Source organism: Pseudomonas sp. MWU318 (assembly GCF_016756945.1).
GTDB classification, from domain to species: Bacteria; Pseudomonadota; Gammaproteobacteria; order Pseudomonadales; family Pseudomonadaceae; genus Aquipseudomonas; species Aquipseudomonas putida_A.
The window spans coordinates 124050-144193 of record NZ_JAESJL010000003.1 but is presented as its reverse complement, the minus strand read 5'-3'; the positions used below and the strand labels follow the sequence as shown (position 1 = coordinate 144193).

The window sequence follows — 20144 nt, the reverse complement described above, 5'->3', positions numbered from 1 at the left end:
TTAATCCTGAGGTGGCAGCGTCGCCCGGGAATTTTGGTTTCAACTCTAACGAGGAGTCGCAATGCTGCCTTACCCGCAGATCGACCCGGTGGCCCTGGCCATCGGTCCGCTGAAAATCCACTGGTACGGCCTGATGTACCTCGTCGGCATCGGCGGCGCATGGCTGCTGGCGTCGAGCCGGCTCAACCGTTTCGACCCGACCTGGACCAAGGAGAAGCTCTCCGACCTGGTGTTCTGGCTGTCGATGGGGGTGATTGTCGGTGGACGTCTGGGTTACGTGCTGTTCTATGACCTGAGCGCGTACATCGCCAACCCGACGCTGATTTTCGAAGTGTGGAAGGGCGGCATGTCGTTCCACGGCGGATTCATCGGGGTGATGCTCGCCGCGCTGTGGTTCGGCAAACGTAACGGCAAGACGTTCTTCCAGCTGATGGACTTCGTTGCGCCGATGGTGCCGATCGGTCTGGGCGCCGGGCGCATCGGCAACTTCATCAACGCCGAGCTGTGGGGCAAGCCGACCGACGTGCCGTGGGCGATGATCTTCCCGCCGTTCAGCGATCCGGCGCAGCTGCCGCGTCACCCGTCGCAGCTGTATCAGTTCGCGCTCGAAGGCGTCGCGCTGTTCCTGATCCTGTGGCTGTTCTCGCGTAAGCCGCGCCCGACCATGGCCGTGTCCGGCATGTTCGCGCTTTTTTACGGCATTTTCCGTTTCATCGTCGAGTTCGTCCGCGTACCGGACGCGCAACTGGGCTACCTGGCCTGGAACTGGCTGACCATGGGGCAGGTGCTGTGCGTACCGATGATCGTCGGCGGTCTGTTCCTGATCTGGCTGGCCTATCGTCGTGCGCCGGCAGCGCCGCTCGCGCCGACCGCTTAAACTACGAACCCCGGCGCGCGACGCCGGGGCTCAAAGGACACAGGTAACTCATGAAGCAATATCTCGAACTGGTCTCGCACGTCATTCAGAACGGCACCAAACAGGCCAACCGCACCGGTATCAACACCATCAGCTTCCCGGGTGCGATGCTGCGTTTCGATCTGCAGGAAGGCTTTCCGGCGATCACCACCCGCAAGATGGCCTTCAAATCGGCCATCGGCGAGATGTGCGGTTTTCTCCGCGGCGTGAACAACGCCGCGGAATTCCGTGCGCTGGGCTGCAAGGTCTGGGATCAGAATGCCAACGAAAATGCGCAATGGCTGGCCAACCCGTTCCGTCAGGGCGAAGACGACCTCGGCGAAATCTACGGCGTGCAATGGCGCAAATGGCCGGCGTACAAGCAGATCCCGCTGAGCAACACTGCCGCCATCGAACAGACCCTGAGCAACGGCTACAAGCAGATCGCCCAAGGCGAAGAAGACGGCCAGGCTTATGTGGTGCTGTACAAAGCCATCGACCAGGTGCGCCAGTGCGTCGACACGATCATCAAGGATCCGGGCAGCCGCCGTATTCTGTTCCACGGCTGGAACGTCGCCCAGCTCGATGAAATGGCCCTGCCGCCATGCCATCTGCTCTACCAGTTTCACCCGAACGTCGAGACCAAAGAGATCTCCCTGACCCTGTACATCCGCTCCAACGACCTGGGTCTGGGCACGCCGTTCAACCTCACCGAAGGCGCCGCGCTGCTGAGCCTGATCGGGCGCCTGACCGGTTACACGCCGCGTTGGTTCACCTATTTCATCGGTGACGCCCACGTCTACGAAAACCACCTGGACATGCTCAACGAACAGCTCAAGCGCGAACCGTTCGCCATGCCGAAACTGAAGATCTCCGACCGCGTGCCGGAGTTCGCCAAGACCGGTGTGTATCAGCCGGAGTGGTTGGAGCTGGTCGAGCCGAGCGATTTCTCGCTGGAAGGCTATGAGCACCATGCGCCAATGACCGCGCCGATGGCGGTCTAATCAACCCGCGCAATGACCATTCCCCCCTTGATGGTGGGAATGATCGGCGCCCTGTAGGAGCTGCCGAAGGCTGCGATCTTTTGATCTTTTTGATCTTTTTGATCTTTCAAACAGCAAGATCAAAAGATCGCAGCCTTCGGCAGCTCCTGCATGGGGGGATGTGTTGCCTTTAGTGGCCGTGGCTGCGGCCTACGTGAGAGTGTTCAACTTCGGTTGCTACGACTCCACCACTCACCTCCAGCCGCTGCAAAATCCCGCACTGATCCGCCCCCGGCCCTTCGCCACAGCGTTGGCGCAGGTCGAGCAGTTGTGTCTGCAACGCCAGCAACCCGTCAATCCGCGCTTTCACATGCTGGATGTGCTCGTCGATCAGCGTATTGACGCTTGCACACTGATCCTGCGGGCTGTCGCGCATGGCCAGCAGGCTGCGGATTTCTTCGAGGGTCATGTCGAGGGTGCGGCAGTTGCGGATGAAGGTCAGGCGTTCGGCGTGGGCCTGGGTGTAAACGCGGTAGTTACCGTCGCTGCGCGCCGGCTCCGGCAGCAGGTTTTCGCGCTCGTAATAGCGGATGGTTTCCACGGCGCAGTCGGTGAGTTTGGCCAGTTCTCCGATCTTCATGACGGCAATCTCCAAAAGGGTGCTTGACCCTATAGTGGCTACAGGGTCTTTACTTGGCAACAGGCACCTTTATGGACGCGACCAATGAGCGATTCCCAGCACAACCACAAATCCCACGCGGGACACGACCACAGCCACAAATTGCAGCCTGTGCATAAGCATGACCACGGTGGCGATTCCTGCTGCGCGTCGAAAGCGGCTGCGCCTGCGCGGGTGCAACTGAGCGAAAAGACCAGCGCTGACGCCCGGTTGAGCAGTTTCCGCATCGAAGCGATGGACTGCCCGACCGAGCAGACACTGATCCAGAACAAACTCGGCAAACTCGCTGGCGTGCAGCAGCTGGAATTCAACCTGATCAACCGCGTGCTCGGCGTGACCCACAATCTGCCGGACACCGCGCCGATCACCGAGGCGATCACCTCGCTGGGCATGCACGCCGAGCCATTGGAGGCGGGCGTCGAAGCCCCGACCCCGGCGCCGGTGAAAAAACACTGGTGGCCCCTGGCGCTGTCCGGTGTCGGCGCGCTGGCGGCCGAAGTGATCCATTTCACCAACGCTGCGCCAACCTGGGTGGTGGCGATCATTGCGCTGATCTCGATCCTCAGCGGCGGCCTCACCACCTATAAAAAGGGCTGGATCGCCCTGAAGAACCGCAACCTCAACATCAACGCGCTGATGAGCATCGCGGTGACCGGTGCGGTGCTGATCGGGCAGTGGCCGGAAGCGGCGATGGTGATGTTCCTGTTCACCGTGGCCGAGCTGATCGAGGCGCGCTCGCTGGATCGTGCGCGCAATGCCATCAGCGGCCTGATGCAGATGACCCCGGAACAGGCCACGGTGCAGCAAGCCCACGGCAACTGGATCGAACAAGAGGTTAAAAGCGTCGAACTCGGCGCCCGCGTGCGGGTAAAACCCGGCGAGCGCATTGCGCTGGACGGCGAGGTCGTCAGCGGCAGTTCGACCATCGATCAGGCGCCGATCACCGGTGAAAGCCTGCCGGTGGAGAAAACCGTGGGCGACAAAGTCTTCGCCGGCACCATCAACCAGGCCGGTTCGCTGGAATACTCGGTGACTGCGGCGGCGAACAACTCGACCCTGGCGCGGATCATCCACGCCGTCGAGCAGGCTCAGGGTGCGCGGGCGCCGACGCAGCGCTTCGTCGATCAGTTCTCGAAAATCTACACCCCGGTGGTGTTCGTGCTGGCGCTGGCGGTGGCGATCATTCCGCCGCTGTTTATGGGCGCGTTGTGGTTCGACTGGATCTACCGTGCGCTGGTGCTGCTGGTGGTGGCGTGTCCCTGTGCACTGGTGATTTCCACCCCGGTGACCATCGTCAGCGGCCTCGCGGCAGCGGCGCGCAAAGGCATTCTGGTCAAGGGTGGCGTGTACCTGGAGGGCGGCTTCAAGCTCGACTATCTGGCGCTGGACAAGACCGGCACCATCACCCACGGCAAACCGGTGCAGACCGATTACCTGTCGCTGGACCCGACCGCTGACGCCACAGCCCCGGCGATTGCCGCCGCACTGGCCGGGCGCTCCGATCACCCGGTGTCGCTGGCGATCGCCAACGCCGCGGTGGATAAAAACCTCGCCGTGCTGACTGTGGATAACTTCGAAGCGCTGGCCGGTCGTGGCGTGAAGGGACAGGTCAACGGCCAGACCTATCACTTGGGCAACCATCGTCTGGTTGAAGAGCTGGGCCTGTGCTCGCCGCAACTGGAAGAGAAGCTGTTTGCGCTGGAGAAACAGGGCAAGTCCGTGGTGTTGCTGCTCGACAGTTCCGGCCCGCTGGCGCTGTTCGCCGTGGCCGACACGGTCAAGGAATCCAGCCGCGAAGCGATCCGCCAGTTGCACGCACTGGGCGTGAAAACCTTGATGCTCACCGGCGACAACGTGCACACCGCGCAGGCGATTGCCACGCAGGTCGGCATCGATCAGGCCAAGGGCGACTTGCTACCGACCGACAAACTGCAAGCCATCGAAGCGCTTTATGCACAGGGCCATCGGGTGGGCATGGTTGGCGACGGCATTAACGACGCCCCGGCACTGGCCCGCGCCGAGATCGGTTTCGCCATGGCGGCCGCCGGCACCGACACCGCGATTGAAACCGCCGATGTCGCCCTGATGGACGACGATCTGCGCAAGATTCCCGCGTTCATCAGCCTGTCGCGCGACACCGCGAGCATCTTGAAACAGAACATCGCGTTGGCACTGGTGATCAAGGCTATCTTTCTTGGGGTAACCTTCGCCGGACTCGCCACCATGTGGATGGCGGTGTTTGCCGACATGGGCGTGAGCCTGCTGGTGGTGTTCAACGGTTTGCGCCTGCTGCGTAAATAAACGATGAGGGATGGTTGTGCTGAGTGCCGAGCTGAAAGCGTTTTATATGGTCGCCCGCCTGGGCAGCATTACGCTGGCGGCGAAAAAGCTCGGCCTCAGCCAACCCACCGTGACCACGCAGATTCGTAATCTGGAAAGTCAGTATTCGGTGGAGCTGTTCTACCGTGGCGGCCGTCGTTTGAGTGTCAGCGACGAAGGCGCGCGGTTGCTGCCAATGGTCAAGGCGCTGTTGCAGCAAGAGGCCGATATCGAGTTCTTCCTGCGCAACAGCGGTCAGGTGCAGGGCACGTTGCGCATCGCTGCCACTGCGCCGTATTACATCCTCGATCTGGTGAAGACCTTCCGCGAGCGCCTGCCGCAGGTGGAAGTGTCGGTGGAAATCGGCAACTCGCAGCAGGTGCTCGAAGCGCTGGAGGATTACCGGGTCGATGTCGCGGCGTCGTCGCAGTTGCTTGAGGATGCGCGGTTGATTCGCCGGGTATTGGGTAGCGATCCGCTGGTGCTGGCGGTGCATCGCAATCATCCGCTGGCGGCGCAGGAGCATGTGGCATTGAGCGCGCTGGCCGGGCATACCTTGCTGATGCGCGAGTCGGGTTCGACCACCCGCCGTTTGACCGAGGAGTTGCTGCAAAGCGCCGGGGTCAGTTTCGGGCCGTTGCTGGAAATTGGCAGCCGCGAATCGATCCGCGAGGCGGTGCTGCGCAATATCGGCATCAGCATCATTGCCCGCCAGGAAGTCCCGCACGATCCGCAATTGCGGGTGCTGACCATCGAGAATGCGCCGCAGATTCCCGAGTACCTTTACTGCTTGAAAGAAAGGAAGGGCGCGCGGTTGCCGGCGGCGTTCCTCGGACTGGCGCAGGAAATGTCTCCGGCCTGAACATCAAAAGATCGCAGCCTTCGGCAGCTCCTACATTGGAATGCGTACCCTGTAGGAGCTGCCGAAGGCTGCGATCTTTTGACTTTCAACCAAAATCCCCGAATACCACTATCGGCCGTTTTTGCCTCACTGCCACATGACGGACGCATTACAACTCTAGGATTGGCCCCATCAGCTTGATGAGGTCTGTCCATGAATCCTGCAATCGCAACTGCCCTGACCAACCCCGGTGCGCCGATGAAAGTGCGCGGCGTGCAGAAACGCTTCGGCGCGTTCACCGCGCTGGATAACGTCTCCCTCGATGTCGCGGCCGGTGAGCTGGTGTGCCTGCTCGGCCCGTCGGGTTGCGGCAAGACCACGCTGCTGCGCTGCATCGCCGGGCTGGAGAAGCAGGACAGCGGCGAGTTGTACCTCGGCGACCGCGATGTTTCGCACCTCGCGCCGCAGGCCCGGGACTACGGCATTCTGTTCCAGTCCTACGCGCTGTTCCCCAATCTGACCGTCGAAGCGAACATTGCCTACGGCCTCGCCGGCAGCGGTCGCGACGAAGTACGCCGGCGCGTCGGGCAGATGCTGGAACTGGTCGGCCTCACCGGCAGTGAGAAAAAGTACCCGGGCCAGTTGTCCGGCGGTCAGCAACAGCGAGTCGCCCTGGCTCGCGCCCTGGCCCCGGCGCCGTCGCTGCTGTTGCTCGATGAACCGATGTCGGCGCTGGACGCCCGGGTACGCGAGCATCTGTGCACCGAGCTGCGCCAACTGCAGCGCAACCTCGGCATCACCACCCTGATGGTCACGCACAATCAGGACGAAGCCATGCTGATGGCCGACCGCATCGCCGTGATGAACAACGGCCGCGTCGAGCAATACGCTACCCCGCAGGAAATCTACAACCGCCCGGCCACGCCATTCGTGGCCGAGTTCGTCGGGCAGGGCAACTGGCTGCCGTTCCAGCGCAGCAGTGCCAGTCACGTCCGGGTTGGCGGGATGGATGTGCGTCTGGCCGATGGTAGCGTCAGCGGCGCCTCGGGCCGACTGTTCTGCCGTCCGGAAGCAATCAGCGTCAATCCGTTGGTGCACGAAGAAAACCTGTTCCCGGCGAAAGTCCGTGAGATCACCTTTCTCGGTAATCGCTGCCGCATGAGCTTCGAACTCGATCAACTGCCGGGCCACGCGCTGCTCGCCGAACTGGCGCCGGAAGCCATGCCACGCCTTGGCGCCCAGCAGATCATGGTCGCCTTGCCACCGCGCAGCCTGCAGGTGTTTGCCTGATGAGCGCGAACATCGCACTGCCGCTACCGCACAAGCAGGCGCGGCGAGTGTCCGGGGCCGAGGTCGGTGACCGGATCTTCGTCCTCGGCGGCAAACTCCTGCTGCTATTGCTACTCGGTGTCGCTGTGCTGCTGCCGTTGCTGGCGATCTTCTGGCGCGGCTTCAGCAGCGAGGCCGGGCAGGGCGGTGGCTGGCTCGCCGCCAAGGAGCTGGTGAGCAGCGCGAATTTCCACTGGCTGCTCGGCAACAGCCTGAAAGTTTCCCTCAGCGTCGCGGCCATCGTCGTACCGCTGGCCTACCTGTTTGCCTACGCCCTGCAACGTACATTGATTCCGGCCAAGGGCATCTGGCGCGGAATTTCCCTGCTGCCATTGATGGCGCCGTCGATGCTGCCGGGGATTGCGCTGGTGTATCTGTTCGGTAATCAGGGCATGTTGCGTGGGCTGCTCTCGGACAATATCTACGGGTTCTGGGGGATTGTGCTGGGCGAGGTGATCTACACCTTCCCGCATGCGCTGATGATTTTGCTCTCGGCGCTGTCGCTGGCGGATGCGCGGCTGTTTGATGCCGCGTCGAGCATGGGCGCCAGTCCGGCCAAGGCGTTCCGCAGCATCACCTGGCCGGCGACCCGGCAAGCGGTATTCGCTGCGTTCTGTCTGGTGTTCACCCTGACCATCACCGATTTTGGTGTGCCCGTGGTGGTTGGTGGCGACTATCAAGTGCTGGCACTGGAAGCCTACAAAGCGGTGGTCGGCCAGCAACAATTCGGGCGCGGCGCGTTGATCGGCATGGTGCTGTTGCTGCCGGCGCTGTTCAGCTTCGGCGTCGATGCCTGGTTGCGTCGGCGTCACGGCGATTCCATGAGTGGCCGTGCACAAGTGTTCAAACCGACGCCGTCGAAGTTGCGTGATGGCTGCTATCTGGCGATTGTTTTGTTGATCAGTGCGGCGTTGCTGCTGGTGTTCGGCATGGCGGTGTTTTCGTCGCTGGTGAAGTTCTGGCCTTACAACCTGTCGCTGTCGCTCAACCACTACCAGTTCAACGAGACCGCCGGCGGTGGCTGGCTGGCCTACGGCAACAGCTTGAAGATGGCGTTGGGTACAGCGTTGATCGGCAGCGTGCTGATCTTCACTGGCGCTTACCTGATGGAGAAAACCCGCAGCCAACGCGGCCTCAACCTGACGTTGCGCATGCTCAGTTTCATCCCGATGGCGGTGCCGGGGCTGGTGCTCGGCCTGGGTTACGTCTTCTTCTTCAACCTCAGTGGCAACCCGCTGCACGTGCTGTACGGCACGATGACCCTGCTGATCGTCTGCACCATTGCTCACTATTTGACCACCGCACAAATGACCGCGACCACCGCGCTGCGCCAGCTTGACGCCGAGTTCGAGGCCGCCGCGCTGTCGCTCAAGGCCCCGCTGTACCGCCATTACCTGCGCGTCACCGTGCCGATCTGCCTGCCGGCGCTGCTGGACATCGTGCGCTACCTGTTCGTCTCGGCGATGACCACTGTTTCCGCAGCGATCTTCCTCTACAGCCCCGACACCATCCTCGCGGCGGTGGCGGTGCTGAACATGGACGACGCCGGCAACGTCGGCGGTGCGGCGGCGATGTCGACCCTGATTCTGTTCACCTCGGCGGGCGTGTCCTTGCTGCTGGCGTGGGCTTCGCGCGGCTTGCTGCGCCGTTCCCAGGCCTGGCGGCAAACCGCGCCCGGTCACTGATTGACGACTTATCCCTACAGCCTCAACTCACCGACAGGAAAACGATCATGTTCAAGCCTATGGCCCTGGCCGCTGCTGTGCTCGCTACTTTCAGCCTGAATGCCTTCGCGGCAAAAACCGAGTTGACGGTGTACACCGCACTCGAAGCCGAGCAACTGACCGCTTACAAAGCCGCATTCGAGAAGGCCAACCCGGACGTCGAGATCAAGTGGGTGCGTGATTCCACCGGGATCATCACCGCCAAGTTGCTGGCCGAAAAGGCCCGTCCGCAGGCTGACGCGGTGTGGGGCCTGGCCGCTTCGAGCCTGGCGATCCTCGATCAGCAGGGCATGCTGCAAAGCTACGCACCGAAGGATCTGGGCAAGATCGGCGCGAACTACCGCGATGCTGCCAACCCGCCAGCCTGGGTCGGCATGGACGTGTGGGCCGCGACCATTTGCTTCAACACCGTCGAAGCCGAGAAGCAGGGCCTGAGCAAACCAGTGAGCTGGCAGGACCTGACCAAGCCTGAGTACAAGGGCAAGATCGTCATGCCGAATCCGGCGTCGTCCGGCACCGGTTTCCTCGACGTCAGCGCCTGGCTGCAAACCTTCGGCGAGAAGCAGGGTTGGGCCTACATGGACGGTCTGCACCAGAACATCGGCCAGTACGTTCACTCCGGTTCCAAGCCCTGCAAACTGGCCGCTGCGGGCGAATTCCCGATCGGCATTTCCTTCGAATATCCGGCGGTACAGCTGAAGCGCCAGGGCGCGCCGCTGGACATCATCCTGCCGAAAGAAGGCTTGGGCTGGGAGATCGAGGCGACTGCGGTGATCAAAGGCACCCCGCATGAAGACGCGGCGAAAAAACTCGCGGACTTCTCCGCCAGCGCCGAGGCGATGGATCTGTACAAGGAGAACTTCGCCGTCCTCGCCCAGCCGGGTATCGCCAAGCCGCAGACCGAACTGCCGGCCGACTACGAGCAGCGCCTGATCAAGAACGACTTTGCCTGGGCCTCGAAGAATCGCGACGAAATCCTGACCGAGTGGCGCAAGCGCTATGACGGCAAGTCCGAGAAAGTTGTTGCCAAGTAAGATCTTTATTGACTGACAGGGCCTCATCGCTGGCAAGCCAGCTCCCACAGGGTTTTGCTGTGACACGAATTTTGTGAACACCTCGATACCTGTGGGAGCTGGCTTGCCAGCGATGACGGTCTCTCATTCAGAGCACCTCTAAATGCTCAACACAAAGACCTGCTCATCGTCGGCGCCGGCATCCTCGGCCTGTCCCATGCCTACGCCGCCGCCAAACGCGGCCTCAAGGTCAGCGTTTTCGAACGCACCGCCACGCCCCTCGGCGCTTCGGTGCGCAACTTTGGTCAGGCGCTGGTCACCGGTCAGCCACCGGGGCCGATGCTTGAACTGGCCAAGGCCAGCCGCGAGATCTGGGGTGACTGGGCGCAACTCGCCGGTCTGCAGATCAAGCGAAACGGCTCGTACCTGTTCGCCCGCAGCGAGGCCGAAGAACACTTGCTCGAAGCTTTCTGCAACGGCCGCGCCGTGGAGCACGGGTACAACGTCGCCTTGCTGCGTGGCGCTGCCCTGCGTGATCTGTACCACGGTCAGTTCAGTCATCACCGCGCGGCGTTGCACGGCTTGGACGATCAACAGCTGTACTCGCGCGAAGCGATTCCGGCGTTGATCGACCATCTGCGCCGCGACCTCGGCGTCGAGTTTCACTTCAGTACGCTGGTGCGCGACGTCGAACCGGGGCACCTGCACAGTACCGCCGGCAGCTTCACGGCAAAGCAAATCATCGTCTGCTCCGGCCACGATTATCAGACCCTGCTGGCCGAGCCGATTGCTACGCTCGATCCGCAGATCTGCCGCCTGCAAATGCTCCGCGCCAAACCGCAGATCGAGCTGAATCTGCAACACGCCTTGCTCACTGGTCTGAGCTGCGTGCACTACGGCGCCTTCGCCGATTTGCCGCAAGCGGCGGCGGTGCAGGCGCAGATTCTGCGCGAACAACCACATCTGCACGACAACGGCATTCACCTGCTGATCAGCCCGACGCCGTATGGCGAGCTGATCATCGGCGACTCGCACCATTACGGCAGCGATCCGTCGCCGTTCAATGCCGAGCAAGTGGACAACTGGATGCTCGAACTGGCCGAGCACACGCTGGGCTGCAAGGTGCAGGTGGTCGAGCGCTGGCAGGGCGTCTACGGTGCCCGTGGGCCGGGGCCGTTTTCGTTGCTGCGCCCGGCCCCGGGGCTGAGTGTGGCGTTGATGCACACCGGCGTCGGCATGAGCGTCGGCCCGGCACTGGCCGAGCGCAATGTCGCGCAGTGGCTGGAGGAAATCTGATGGCGGATCAGCAACAGGTCGTCGACCGGGTGTTCGACTTGTACGAACGCTTCGGCAGCAGCGATTACATCGGCGAGCCGGTGTCGCAGATCGAACACATGTCTCAGGCAGCGCAGTTGGCGATGGCTGAAGGCTTTGATGATGAAGTGGTGCTGGCAGCGTTCTTCCATGACATCGGCCATTTGTGTGCCGAGGGTGCCGATAATATGGGTGGTTATGGCGTGGTCAGCCACGAGCGGCTGGGGGCGGATTATTTGCGTGAGGCGGGGTTCAGCGAACGTCTGGCGCGGCTGGTGGAGTATCACGTGCAGGCCAAGCGGTATCTGACCCTGCGTGAGCCGGGGTATTTCGAGCGCTTGAGTGAAGCGAGTCGCAGGACTCTGGAATATCAGGGTGGGGTGATGACCGAGGCAGAGGCGGATGCGTTTGAACGCGATCCGTTGTGTGCCGTCAGTCTGCTCATGCGCCAGTGGGATGAGCTGGCCAAGGAGATGGGGGTGCCGGTGATGGATCTCCGGGTGTTGAAGGAGAAAGCGGTGCGTCTTTTGTCTTCTTAGGTCTTGGAACCGAGTGGCTGCCATCGCTGGCAAGCCAGCTCCCACGGGTATCTCGGTTGATCACAAAAATAGGTTTCACCGAGAACACTGTGGGAGCTGGCTTGCCAGCGATAGCGTCAGTCCGGGCGCTACAAATCTGCAGCCAGAAACTCAATCTGCTCCTGCCGCTCCGCCTGATTCAGCTTCGCATGCGGGTTGAGCGACGACCACTGCGGATGCGCCCGGGCCTTGCTCAGTGCTTCCGGCAACTTGCCCTCGCGCCAAGTCTTGTCCTGCGGGGTGGCGACCTGGACCGCGTCCATCGCCGCATGCCCGCGCTGGCCGAGCGCCAGCAACAGTTGGCGCTGACGCAACGCCAGCAGCCGCAACACCCCGTCATCCACGGTCAACTCCCGCTGGCCCCTGATCTTGCCGAGCAGGCGGCTGCCATAACTGCGCGCGGTTTGCAGCGCACCACCGGCAATCGCACCGGCCAAAGCCGCCGCACCGAGGGTAATCCCGCCCACCAGCAAATCCACGCCAGCCCCGGCCGCAGCGCCTGCCGCAATCCCTCCGCCGACACGCACGCCGAGTTGCTTCAGGGTTTCCGGGTTGAACAGGTCATCGCCCCAACGCCCATCCAGCAGCGGCAAATCACTGGCCGCCGCGTCCTGCGGGCGGAACGCATAGAGCTTGAGCAGCGCCTCGACGCACTTCTGCTCGCGCTGACGCACGGCTTTGCGCAGTTCGCTGATGGCTTGCTGTTCCTGCTCGGCCTCGCTGACCACGTTGCGCCGGCACGCCGCACAATCGATCAGCAGTTCGGCGATCAAACGCGCCGCACTTTGCTGGCGCGCCAGGCGCTGGGCCTGTTGATCGGCGATCAAGCGTTCCAGTTGCGGCCGGGCGTTTTCCAAGAGCAGCGCGAGGCTTTCGTACAGGCGCCGCTCGCCATCTTCCGGCGGCGCAACGCTGTCGAACCGCACCAACGCATGCAGGCCGAGCCGCGCCAACGCTTCGCGCCAGTCCGGCTCGCGATGGTTGGCGCTGCTGACGAAATTCAGCACCGGCAGCAGCGGTTTGCCGCAACTGGCCAGCACTTCGAGTTCGTCACGATACTTGGCCAGCACCGGTTCGCGGGCGTCGATCACATACAGACCGGCGTCAGAGGCGAGTAGCTGTCGCAGCACTTTTGCCTCTTGTTCGAAACGCTGGCGCGCCTCGCTGCCGTCGAGAAACCGCGCCAGTCGCGCCGGGCCGTCGAGACGTTCGCCGGGGCGCTCCAGACGCTCAAGGAAATCCAGCAGGGCGATGGCATCTTCCAGCCCCGGTGTGTCGTAAAGATCGAGCAGCGGCTCGCCGTCCACCGACAACCGCGCACCCTCGACATGTCGAGTAGTGCTCGGCCGGTGCGAGACCTCGCCGAAACCGACGTCGCGGGTCAGGGTACGCAGCAGCGAGGTCTTGCCGACGTTGGTGTGGCCGACCACCGCGAGTTTCAGTGGGGCCTTGCGGGCATCAGTCATGACCGTTCTCCAGCCAGTTCATCGGCGCGCAATCGGCGAACGGCAACTCCAGTTGTTGCAACGCCACGTGCCAGTCGCCGAGGCGGGCGCTGTCCAGCGCCTCACCGGGCGGTGCTTGCAACAACCAGACCCGGGTGGCGCCGGCGTTGCGCGCCAGCTCGGCAATTAGCGCGAGGCTGCCGCGATCCGGTGAACGCCGTGGATCGCAGGCGATCAGCAGACGCGCCGGGGGGAAACGACTGAGTTGTTCGAGCAGTTTGTGCCGCGACTCGCGGCTGTCGAGGATTCCGGCGTTGCTCACGGTTTTCGGCAGGGCCGGTGGCCACGGGCGCTGATCGTCGAGTTCGATGGCCACCAGCAGGGCGCCGTCGCTGGCCTGTTCGCTGACGCTGCTTTCGACGCGATGCAACTGCGCAGGCGCGGCGTCGTTGATGCCGAGGCGTTCGCTGGTCGGCATCAGCCGCTCACGCAACTGGGCGTAACCGGGCAGGTTCAGGTCCAGCGTCAGCGCGGCTTTGCCGCGACTCCAGCGCCAGAAACACAACAGCGCCAGCAGCAGGCGCGGCAGTACGCCGTAGACCACCAGCACGCCGACCAGCCAGGTTGCCCAGGCCTGGCGTGCGCTTTCGATATCCAGCGCTGCGCCGCCGCTGGCGCGGATCATCTCTACGGTCGGCACGTTGAAGCCGAGCAGCGCCGGCAGCGCGCCGAGGGCTTGGGTCAGGTTGATAAAGGTGTCGGCGCTGAGAATGGTGGTTTCCCAGACGAAGCCGTAGCGCCGGGTCGCCATCAGCGTCAGCAGCAACAGCAGCGCGCTGAGCATCGCCAGCAACCACAGACCGTTGACCAATGTGCCGAGCGCCCAGCGATTGAGTTTTTTGCGTTGCAGCATCAGCAGCAGGGCCGGCGCGAGTTGCGCGGCTTTGGCATCGCGAGCGAGTTTTTCGCTGAGCCACAGCCACAAGCGCCCGAGGGTGGCGCCGTGTTCACCGGCAAAGATCAGCCCCAGCGCCCAGGTCAGCAGCAGAATCAGGTTCAACCCGAGCAGGCTGCCCAAGGCCCAAAACACATTGACCGGTGTCTGGCTCAGCGCGGCGAAGGCCAGACCGGCGCCGCTCAGCAGCGCGAAAATCACCAGCAGCACCAGCGCCAGACGCGCGCCTTGCAGCCAGTGCTGGAGTGCTGCGCTCAGCCCGTCGCGCTCGGCCAGCCACGCGGCGCGGCGCTGAATACGGCTCGGCAGATCGCCGCCGGCCGCGCGGGCCAGACGATTGGCTTCCAGATCCTCCAAGGGGCCTGCGTGTTCTTCGCGCAGGCGGATGGTTTCAGTCAGCCAGAGGTTTTGCAGTGGAGTCAGTTCAGTCACGCGCCATTCCGTTGCTCGATTGAGCAGTGAGCATAACCGCTGTGGCGCTGGTCGGGGCAAGTTGCGGGATGCGGAACCTCTGGTATCCTCACCCGAATGAACAATACTCTTCCGTTATGTCTGATCGCTGCTCTTGGTGAAAACCGAGTCATCGGCGTAAACAACAGCATGCCCTGGCATTTGCCTGGGGATTTCAGGTACTTCAAAGAAAAAACCCTTGGCAAGCCAATCATTATGGGGCGCAAGACTTGGGACTCTTTGGGTCGTCCACTTCCGGGTCGTTTGAACATTGTCGTAAGTCGGCAATCGGATCTGCAGCTCGATGGGGCGGAGGTTTTCACCTCGCTTGAAGCTGCTGTGGCTCGTGCAGAAGAGTGGGCGTTGGAGCAAGGTGCAGGTGAGTTGATGCTGATTGGCGGTGCGCAGTTATACGCGCAGGCACTGCCGCATGCGGATCGCCTGTACTTGACTCGGGTAAATTTAAGCCCTGTAGGGGATGCGTTGTTCCCAGAGTTCACCCCGTACGATTGGGAGCAGACTTCGTTCGAATCAAACGCTGCAGAAGGCGACAAGCCTTCGTACCGTTTCGAGGTTTACACTCGAGCCTAAAAGCTTCGCGGGCAAGCCCGCTCCCACAGTATCCGAGGTGAGACACACATCGTGTTAACACCGAAGATCCCTGTGGGAGCGGGCTTGCCCGCGAAGAGGCCCGCTTAGGCGCCAAAGAGTTTAAGCCTGAGCAAGCTCCGCATGCTCATCGGCATCCAGCAGCGCTTTATCCGTCTGCTGCATCACCTGACTGGTAATCGCACCGGCGGTGATCGAACCACTCACGTTCAACGCCGTACGACCCATGTCGATCAGCGGCTCAACCGAAATCAGCAGCGCCACCAGTGACACCGGCAAGCCCATCGCCGGCAGCACGATCAGTGCGGCAAACGTCGCGCCGCCACCGACCCCGGCCACACCGGCCGAACTCAAAGTCACAATCGCCACCAGCGTCGCGATCCACAGCGGGTCCAGCGGGTTGATGCCGACTGTTGGCGCAACCATCACCGCCAACATTGCGGGGTACAGACCGGCGCAACCGTTCTGGCCGATAGTCGCACCGAACGAGGCGGCGAAACTGGCGATCGATTGCGGAATGCCCAGACGACGGGTCTGCGCTTCGATGCTCAGCGGAATGCTCGCCGCGCTGGAGCGGCTGGTGAACGCGAACGTCAGCACCGGCCAGATCTTGCGGAAGAACCGCAGCGGATTGATCCCAGCCGCCGACACCAGCAGGCCGTGCACCACGAACATCAGGCCCAGACCGAGGTACGAGACCACGACGAAACTGCCGAGCTTGATGATGTCCTGCAGGTTGGAACCGGCGACCACTTTGGTCATCAGCGCCAGCACGCCGTACGGGGTCAGCTTCATCACCAGACGCACCAGACGCATCACCCAGGCTTGCAGGGTGTCGATGGCGTTGATCACTTTCTGACCTTTCTCGGCATCATCCTTGAGCAGTTGCAGCGCAGCAACCCCCAGGAACGCGGCGAAGATCACCACGCTGATGATCGAAGTCGGCTTGGCTCGCGCCAGATCAGCAAACGGGTTCTGCGGAATGAACGACAGCAGCAGTTGCGGCACATTCAGGTCGGCAACCTTGCCGGCGTAGTCGGTCTGGATGGTTTGCAGACGGGCCATTTCCTGCGTGCCGGCGACCAGACCTTCGGCGGTGAGACCGAACAGGTTGGTCAGGCCGATACCGATCAGCGCCGCAATCGCGGTGGTGAACAGCAGGGTGCCGATGGTCAGGAAGCTGATCTTGCCCAGCGACGATGCGTTGTGCAGACGCGCAACCGCGCTGAGGATCGAGGCGAACACCAGCGGGATCACGATCATTTGCAGCAACTGCACGTAACCGTTGCCGACCAGATCGAACCAGCCGATCGAAGCTTTCAGTACCGGGTTGCCGGCACCGTAAACAGTGTGCAGGGCAACACCGAAGGCTACGCCGAGCACCAGCGCGAGCAGGACTTTTTTCGCCAGGCTCCACGTCGTGTGGCGGGTTTGCGCCAGACCGAAGAGCAGGGCGAGGAACACCAGCAGATTGAGGATCAGCGGCAGATTCATGAAGACTCCGATAAGACTTGTGCCAGTCACCTTCTCGGGCAACTGCGAACCGGCAAGCCTAACAGTTTGATTTCCAATGAATTAATACCGAAATCGCAGGTTGTCCGTCGTTTTTGGAATAAGCGCTTGTCGCTCTCGGCAATGCAACTGGCGTTGAGGAGACGTAAGCGGTCGCTGACAGACGAGGACTGTCACACTTATTTGTTAGCGTCGATGTCTTTCAGTCAGGGAGAAAACGCCGATGAAGTTCGCACCGAAAATGCTCGCTGTGGTTCTTGGATTGGGCTTGGCCGCTCATGCATTCGCTACCGATCTGAAGCACTGGCCGGCGGATCAGGCCAAGGCACTCGACGCGATGATCGCGGCCAACGCCAACAAGGGTAACTACGCGGTGTTCGACATGGACAACACCAGTTACCGCTACGACCTCGAAGAGTCGTTGCTGCCGTTCATGGAAAACAAGGGCCTGATCACCCGCGACAAACTCGATCCCTCCCTGAAACTGATGCCGTTCAAGGACACCGCCGATCACAAGGAAAGCCTGTTCAGTTACTACTATCGCCTGTGCGAAGTCGACGACATGGTCTGCTACCCGTGGGTGGCGCAGGTGTTCTCCGGCTTTACCCTCAAGGAACTCAAGGGCTACGTCGATGAGCTGATGGCGTCTGGCAAACCGGTGCCGGCGACCTACTACGAAGGCGATGTAGTGAAGAACCTCGATGTGCAGCCACCAAAGGTCTTCACCGGCCAGGCCGAGCTGTACAACAAGCTGATGGAGAACGGCATCGAGGTCTACGTGATGACTGCCGCTTCCGAAGAACTGGTGCGCATGGTCGCGGCAGATCCGAAGTACGGCTACAACGTCAAACCGCAGAACGTGATCGGCGTGACCACGCTGCTGAAGAACCGCGAAACCGGCGAGCTGACGACCGCACGCAAGCAGATCACCGCCGGCAAGTATGACGAGAAGGCCAACCTCGGCCTCGAACTGACCCCGTACCTGTGGACCCCGGCAACCTGGATGGCCGGCAAACACGCGGCGATTCTGACCTATATCGACGAGTGGAAAAAACCGGTGCTGGTGGGCGGCGATACCCCGAGCAGCGACGGTTACATGCTGTTCCACGACGTGGATGTGGCCAAGGGCGGCATTCACTTGTGGGTCAACCGCAAGGACAAATACATGACCCAGCTCAACGGCATGATGGCAAAGCATGCGGCGGCGCAGGCTAAGGAAGGGTTGCCGGTGACGGCGGACAAAAACTGGGTGATCGTTAAACCCGAGGACATTCAGTAAGCCCTGAAATCTCTTAAATCCCTGTAGGAGCTGCCGCAGGCTGCGATCTTTTGATCTGGTTTTCAAGAGCAAGCTCAAAAGATCGCAGCCTGCGGCAGCTCCTACAGGGGATCGGGTTTGCAATCATCAGGCAAAAAAATGCCCCGCACTTGGCGGGGCATTTTTATTCGACGGCTAAAACTTACAGCCCGTCGAGCATCGCCTTGTTACGCACGGCGCCCTTGTCCGCGCTGGTCGCCAGCAGGGCGTAGGCCTTCAGGGCGGTGGTCACTTTGCGTGGACGCTGCTCGACCGGTTTCCAGCCTTTCTTGTCCTGCTCGACCCGGCGCGCAGCCAGTTCTTCATCGCTGACCAACAGGTTGATCGAGCGGTTCGGGATGTCGATCAGCACTTTGTCGCCGTCCTGCACCAGACCGATCGCGCCACCGGCCGCAGCCTCTGGCGAAGCGTGGCCAATCGACAGACCGGAAGTACCGCCGGAGAAACGACCGTCGGTGAGCAACGCACAGGCTTTGCCCAGACCTTTGGACTTCAGGTACGACGTCGGGTAGAGCATTTCCTGCATGCCCGGGCCACCTTTCGGGCCTTCGTAGCGAATGATGACGATATCGCCTTCCTTCACTTCGTCGGCGAGGATGCCGCGCACCGCGCTGTCTTGGCTTTCAAAGATCTTCGCGTTGCCTTCGAAGACATGGATCGACTCGTCGACGCCGGCGGTTTTTACCACGCAACCGTCGAGAGCGATGTTGCCGTACAGCACGGCCAGGCCACCTTCTTTCGAATAGGCGTGTTCGAAGCTGCGGATGCAGCCGTTTTTACGGTCGTCATCCAGGGTTTCCCAACGGGTCGACTGGCTGAACGCGGTCTGGGTCGGGATGCCCGCCGGGCCGGCCTTGAAGAAGTGATGCACGGCTTCGTCGGTGGTCTGGGTGATGTCCCATTTGGCGATGGCTTCTTCCATGCTGCGACTGTGCACGGTCGGCAGGTCGGTGTGCAGCAGGCCGCCACGGGCCAGGGAACCGAGGATGCTGAAGATGCCGCCAGCGCGGTGCACGTCTTCCATGTGGTACTTCTGGATGTTCGGCGCGACCTTGCACAGTTGCGGCACGCTGCGCGAGAGACGGTCGATGTCGCGCAGATCGAAATCGATCTCGGCTTCCTGGGCGGCAGCCAGCAGGTGCAGGATGGTGTTGGTCGAACCGCCCATGGCGATGTCGAGCATCATCGCGTTCTCGAACGCCTTGAAGTTGGCGATGTTGCGCGGCAGCACGGATTCGTCGTTTTCGCCGTAGTAGCGCTTGCACAGCTCGACGATGGTGCGGCCGGCTTGCAGGAACAGTTGCTCCCGGTCGCTGTGGGTCGCCAGGGTCGAACCGTTGCCCGGCAATGCCAGGCCCAGGGCTTCGGTCAGGCAGTTCATCGAGTTGGCGGTGAACATGCCGGAACACGAACCGCAGGTCGGACAGGCGCTGCGCTCGTACTCGGCAACCTTCTCGTCAGAAGCGCTGGAGTCGGCGGCGATCACCATGGCGTCGACGAGGTCGAGGCCGTGGGAAGCGAGTTTGGTCTTGCCGGCTTCCATCGGACCGCCGGAAACGAAGATCACCGGAATGTTCAGGCGCAGAGCGGCCATCAACATGCCCGGGGTGATCTTGTCGCAGTTGGAGATGCAGACGATGGCGTCGGCGCAGTGGGCATTGACCATGTACTCGACGGAGTCGGCGATGATCTCGCGGCTCGGCAGCGAATACAGCATGCCGTCGTGACCCATGGCGATGCCGTCATCCACGGCGATGGTGTTGAATTCTTTCGCGACGCCACCGGCGCGTTCGATTTCCCGGGCAACCAGTTGACCGAGGTCCTTGAGGTGCACGTGGCCCGGCACGAACTGGGTGAAGGAGTTGGCAATGGCGATGATCGGCTTCTTGAAGTCGTCATCTTTCATCCCGGTGGCGCGCCACAGTGCGCGGGCGCCGGCCATGTTGCGGCCGTGGGTGGATGTTTTCGAGCGGTAATCTGGCATGGAGCACTCCGGGCGGCTAATCAGGTATCAAAAGGGAGTGAGCTTCTATTGACGTCTGGAACACTCAGAAATGGCCGTGTGTCCTGGATGTTGCCGATGACTTTGCGGGATCGCCGCTTGCCTCAGCCTGAGCTCATAAACCCGCCGGGGGATGAATGGCGATGAATCAGCCGATTCTACACCGCTGGCGTCTGGA

General features: G+C 62.0%; 16 protein-coding genes. 11 read left to right on the top strand and 5 right to left on the bottom strand.

The features are described from left to right. The first annotated feature begins 61 nt into the window (after positions 1–61). Positions 62–877, top strand: a complete 816-nt coding sequence (gene lgt / locus JN524_RS08715; RefSeq protein ID WP_007965581.1) for a prolipoprotein diacylglyceryl transferase — start codon at positions 62–64, stop codon at positions 875–877. Between the two features lie 50 nt (positions 878–927). After that, complete coding sequence (locus JN524_RS08710; protein ID WP_047596629.1) at positions 928–1899, top strand: thymidylate synthase; 972 nt, start codon at positions 928–930, stop codon at positions 1897–1899. Positions 1900–2068: 169 nt separating this feature from the next. Here JN524_RS08710 and cadR read toward each other — a convergent pair whose 3' ends face one another. Continuing rightward, positions 2069–2518 (bottom strand): Cd(II)/Pb(II)-responsive transcriptional regulator, encoded by a 450-nt coding sequence (gene cadR, locus JN524_RS08705; protein ID WP_007964189.1) that lies wholly within the window; start codon positions 2516–2518, stop codon positions 2069–2071. An 84-nt stretch (positions 2519–2602) separates the two neighbouring features. Here cadR and JN524_RS08700 point away from each other — a divergent pair, with 84 nt between their 5' ends. From JN524_RS08700 to JN524_RS08670, 7 genes are all read left to right on the top strand, one after another. Then, positions 2603–4858 (top strand): heavy metal translocating P-type ATPase, encoded by a 2256-nt coding sequence (locus JN524_RS08700; RefSeq protein ID WP_202369100.1) that lies wholly within the window; start codon positions 2603–2605, stop codon positions 4856–4858. 16 nt (positions 4859–4874) lie between these two features. After that, positions 4875–5738, top strand: coding sequence for a LysR family transcriptional regulator (locus JN524_RS08695; protein ID WP_027610541.1), 864 nt, complete (start codon positions 4875–4877; stop codon positions 5736–5738). A 192-nt stretch (positions 5739–5930) separates the two neighbouring features. After that, entirely contained in the window at positions 5931–7007 is a 1077-nt protein-coding gene (locus tag JN524_RS08690; RefSeq protein ID WP_202369099.1) for a putative 2-aminoethylphosphonate ABC transporter ATP-binding protein, read from the top strand. Beyond that, positions 7007–8731 (top strand): putative 2-aminoethylphosphonate ABC transporter permease subunit, encoded by a 1725-nt coding sequence (locus JN524_RS08685; RefSeq protein WP_202369098.1) that lies wholly within the window; start codon positions 7007–7009, stop codon positions 8729–8731. Before JN524_RS08690 ends, JN524_RS08685 begins: the two co-directional genes overlap by 1 nt. Before the next feature lie 47 nt (positions 8732–8778). Then, on the top strand, positions 8779–9804 hold the full coding sequence (locus JN524_RS08680; protein WP_003229178.1) for a putative 2-aminoethylphosphonate ABC transporter substrate-binding protein: 1026 nt from the start codon (positions 8779–8781) through the stop codon (positions 9802–9804). 159 nt (positions 9805–9963) lie between these two features. Further along, complete coding sequence (locus JN524_RS08675; RefSeq protein ID WP_202369345.1) at positions 9964–11079, top strand: TIGR03364 family FAD-dependent oxidoreductase; 1116 nt, start codon at positions 9964–9966, stop codon at positions 11077–11079. Next, the gene (locus JN524_RS08670) at positions 11079–11636 is read left to right on the top strand and encodes a phosphonate degradation HD-domain oxygenase (RefSeq protein WP_202369097.1); all 558 of its coding nucleotides are present in this window, start codon (positions 11079–11081) and stop codon (positions 11634–11636) included. The genes JN524_RS08675 and JN524_RS08670 overlap by 1 nt, the downstream gene beginning before the upstream one ends. A 128-nt stretch (positions 11637–11764) precedes the next feature. Here the strand turns inward: JN524_RS08670 and JN524_RS08665 are convergent, their stop codons facing one another. Then, on the bottom strand, positions 11765–13141 hold the full coding sequence (locus tag JN524_RS08665; protein WP_202369096.1) for a GTPase/DUF3482 domain-containing protein: 1377 nt from the start codon (positions 13139–13141) through the stop codon (positions 11765–11767). Continuing rightward, positions 13134–14507 carry a DUF2868 domain-containing protein gene (locus JN524_RS08660; RefSeq protein WP_202369095.1) on the bottom strand — a complete coding sequence of 458 codons (1374 nt, stop codon included), beginning with the start codon at positions 14505–14507 and terminating at the stop codon, positions 13134–13136. Before JN524_RS08660 ends, JN524_RS08665 begins: the two co-directional genes overlap by 8 nt. Positions 14508–14603: 96 nt before the next feature. Between JN524_RS08660 and JN524_RS08655 the strand changes: the two genes are divergently transcribed. After that, entirely contained in the window at positions 14604–15116 is a 513-nt protein-coding gene (locus tag JN524_RS08655; protein ID WP_202369094.1) for a dihydrofolate reductase, read from the top strand. A 120-nt stretch (positions 15117–15236) separates the two neighbouring features. On the opposite strand, the gene JN524_RS08650 is transcribed toward JN524_RS08655, so the two are convergent. After that, entirely contained in the window at positions 15237–16628 is a 1392-nt protein-coding gene (locus JN524_RS08650; RefSeq protein WP_097088937.1) for an L-cystine transporter, read from the bottom strand. Positions 16629–16869: 241 nt separating this feature from the next. On the opposite strand from JN524_RS08650, the gene JN524_RS08645 reads away from it, so the two are divergent. Next, positions 16870–17925, top strand: coding sequence for a haloacid dehalogenase-like hydrolase (locus tag JN524_RS08645; RefSeq protein ID WP_202369093.1), 1056 nt, complete (start codon positions 16870–16872; stop codon positions 17923–17925). A gap of 181 nt (positions 17926–18106) precedes the next feature. On the opposite strand, the gene ilvD is transcribed toward JN524_RS08645, so the two are convergent. After that, on the bottom strand, positions 18107–19948 hold the full coding sequence (gene ilvD, locus JN524_RS08640; protein ID WP_202369092.1) for a dihydroxy-acid dehydratase: 1842 nt from the start codon (positions 19946–19948) through the stop codon (positions 18107–18109). Between the last annotated feature and the right edge of the window lie 196 nt (positions 19949–20144).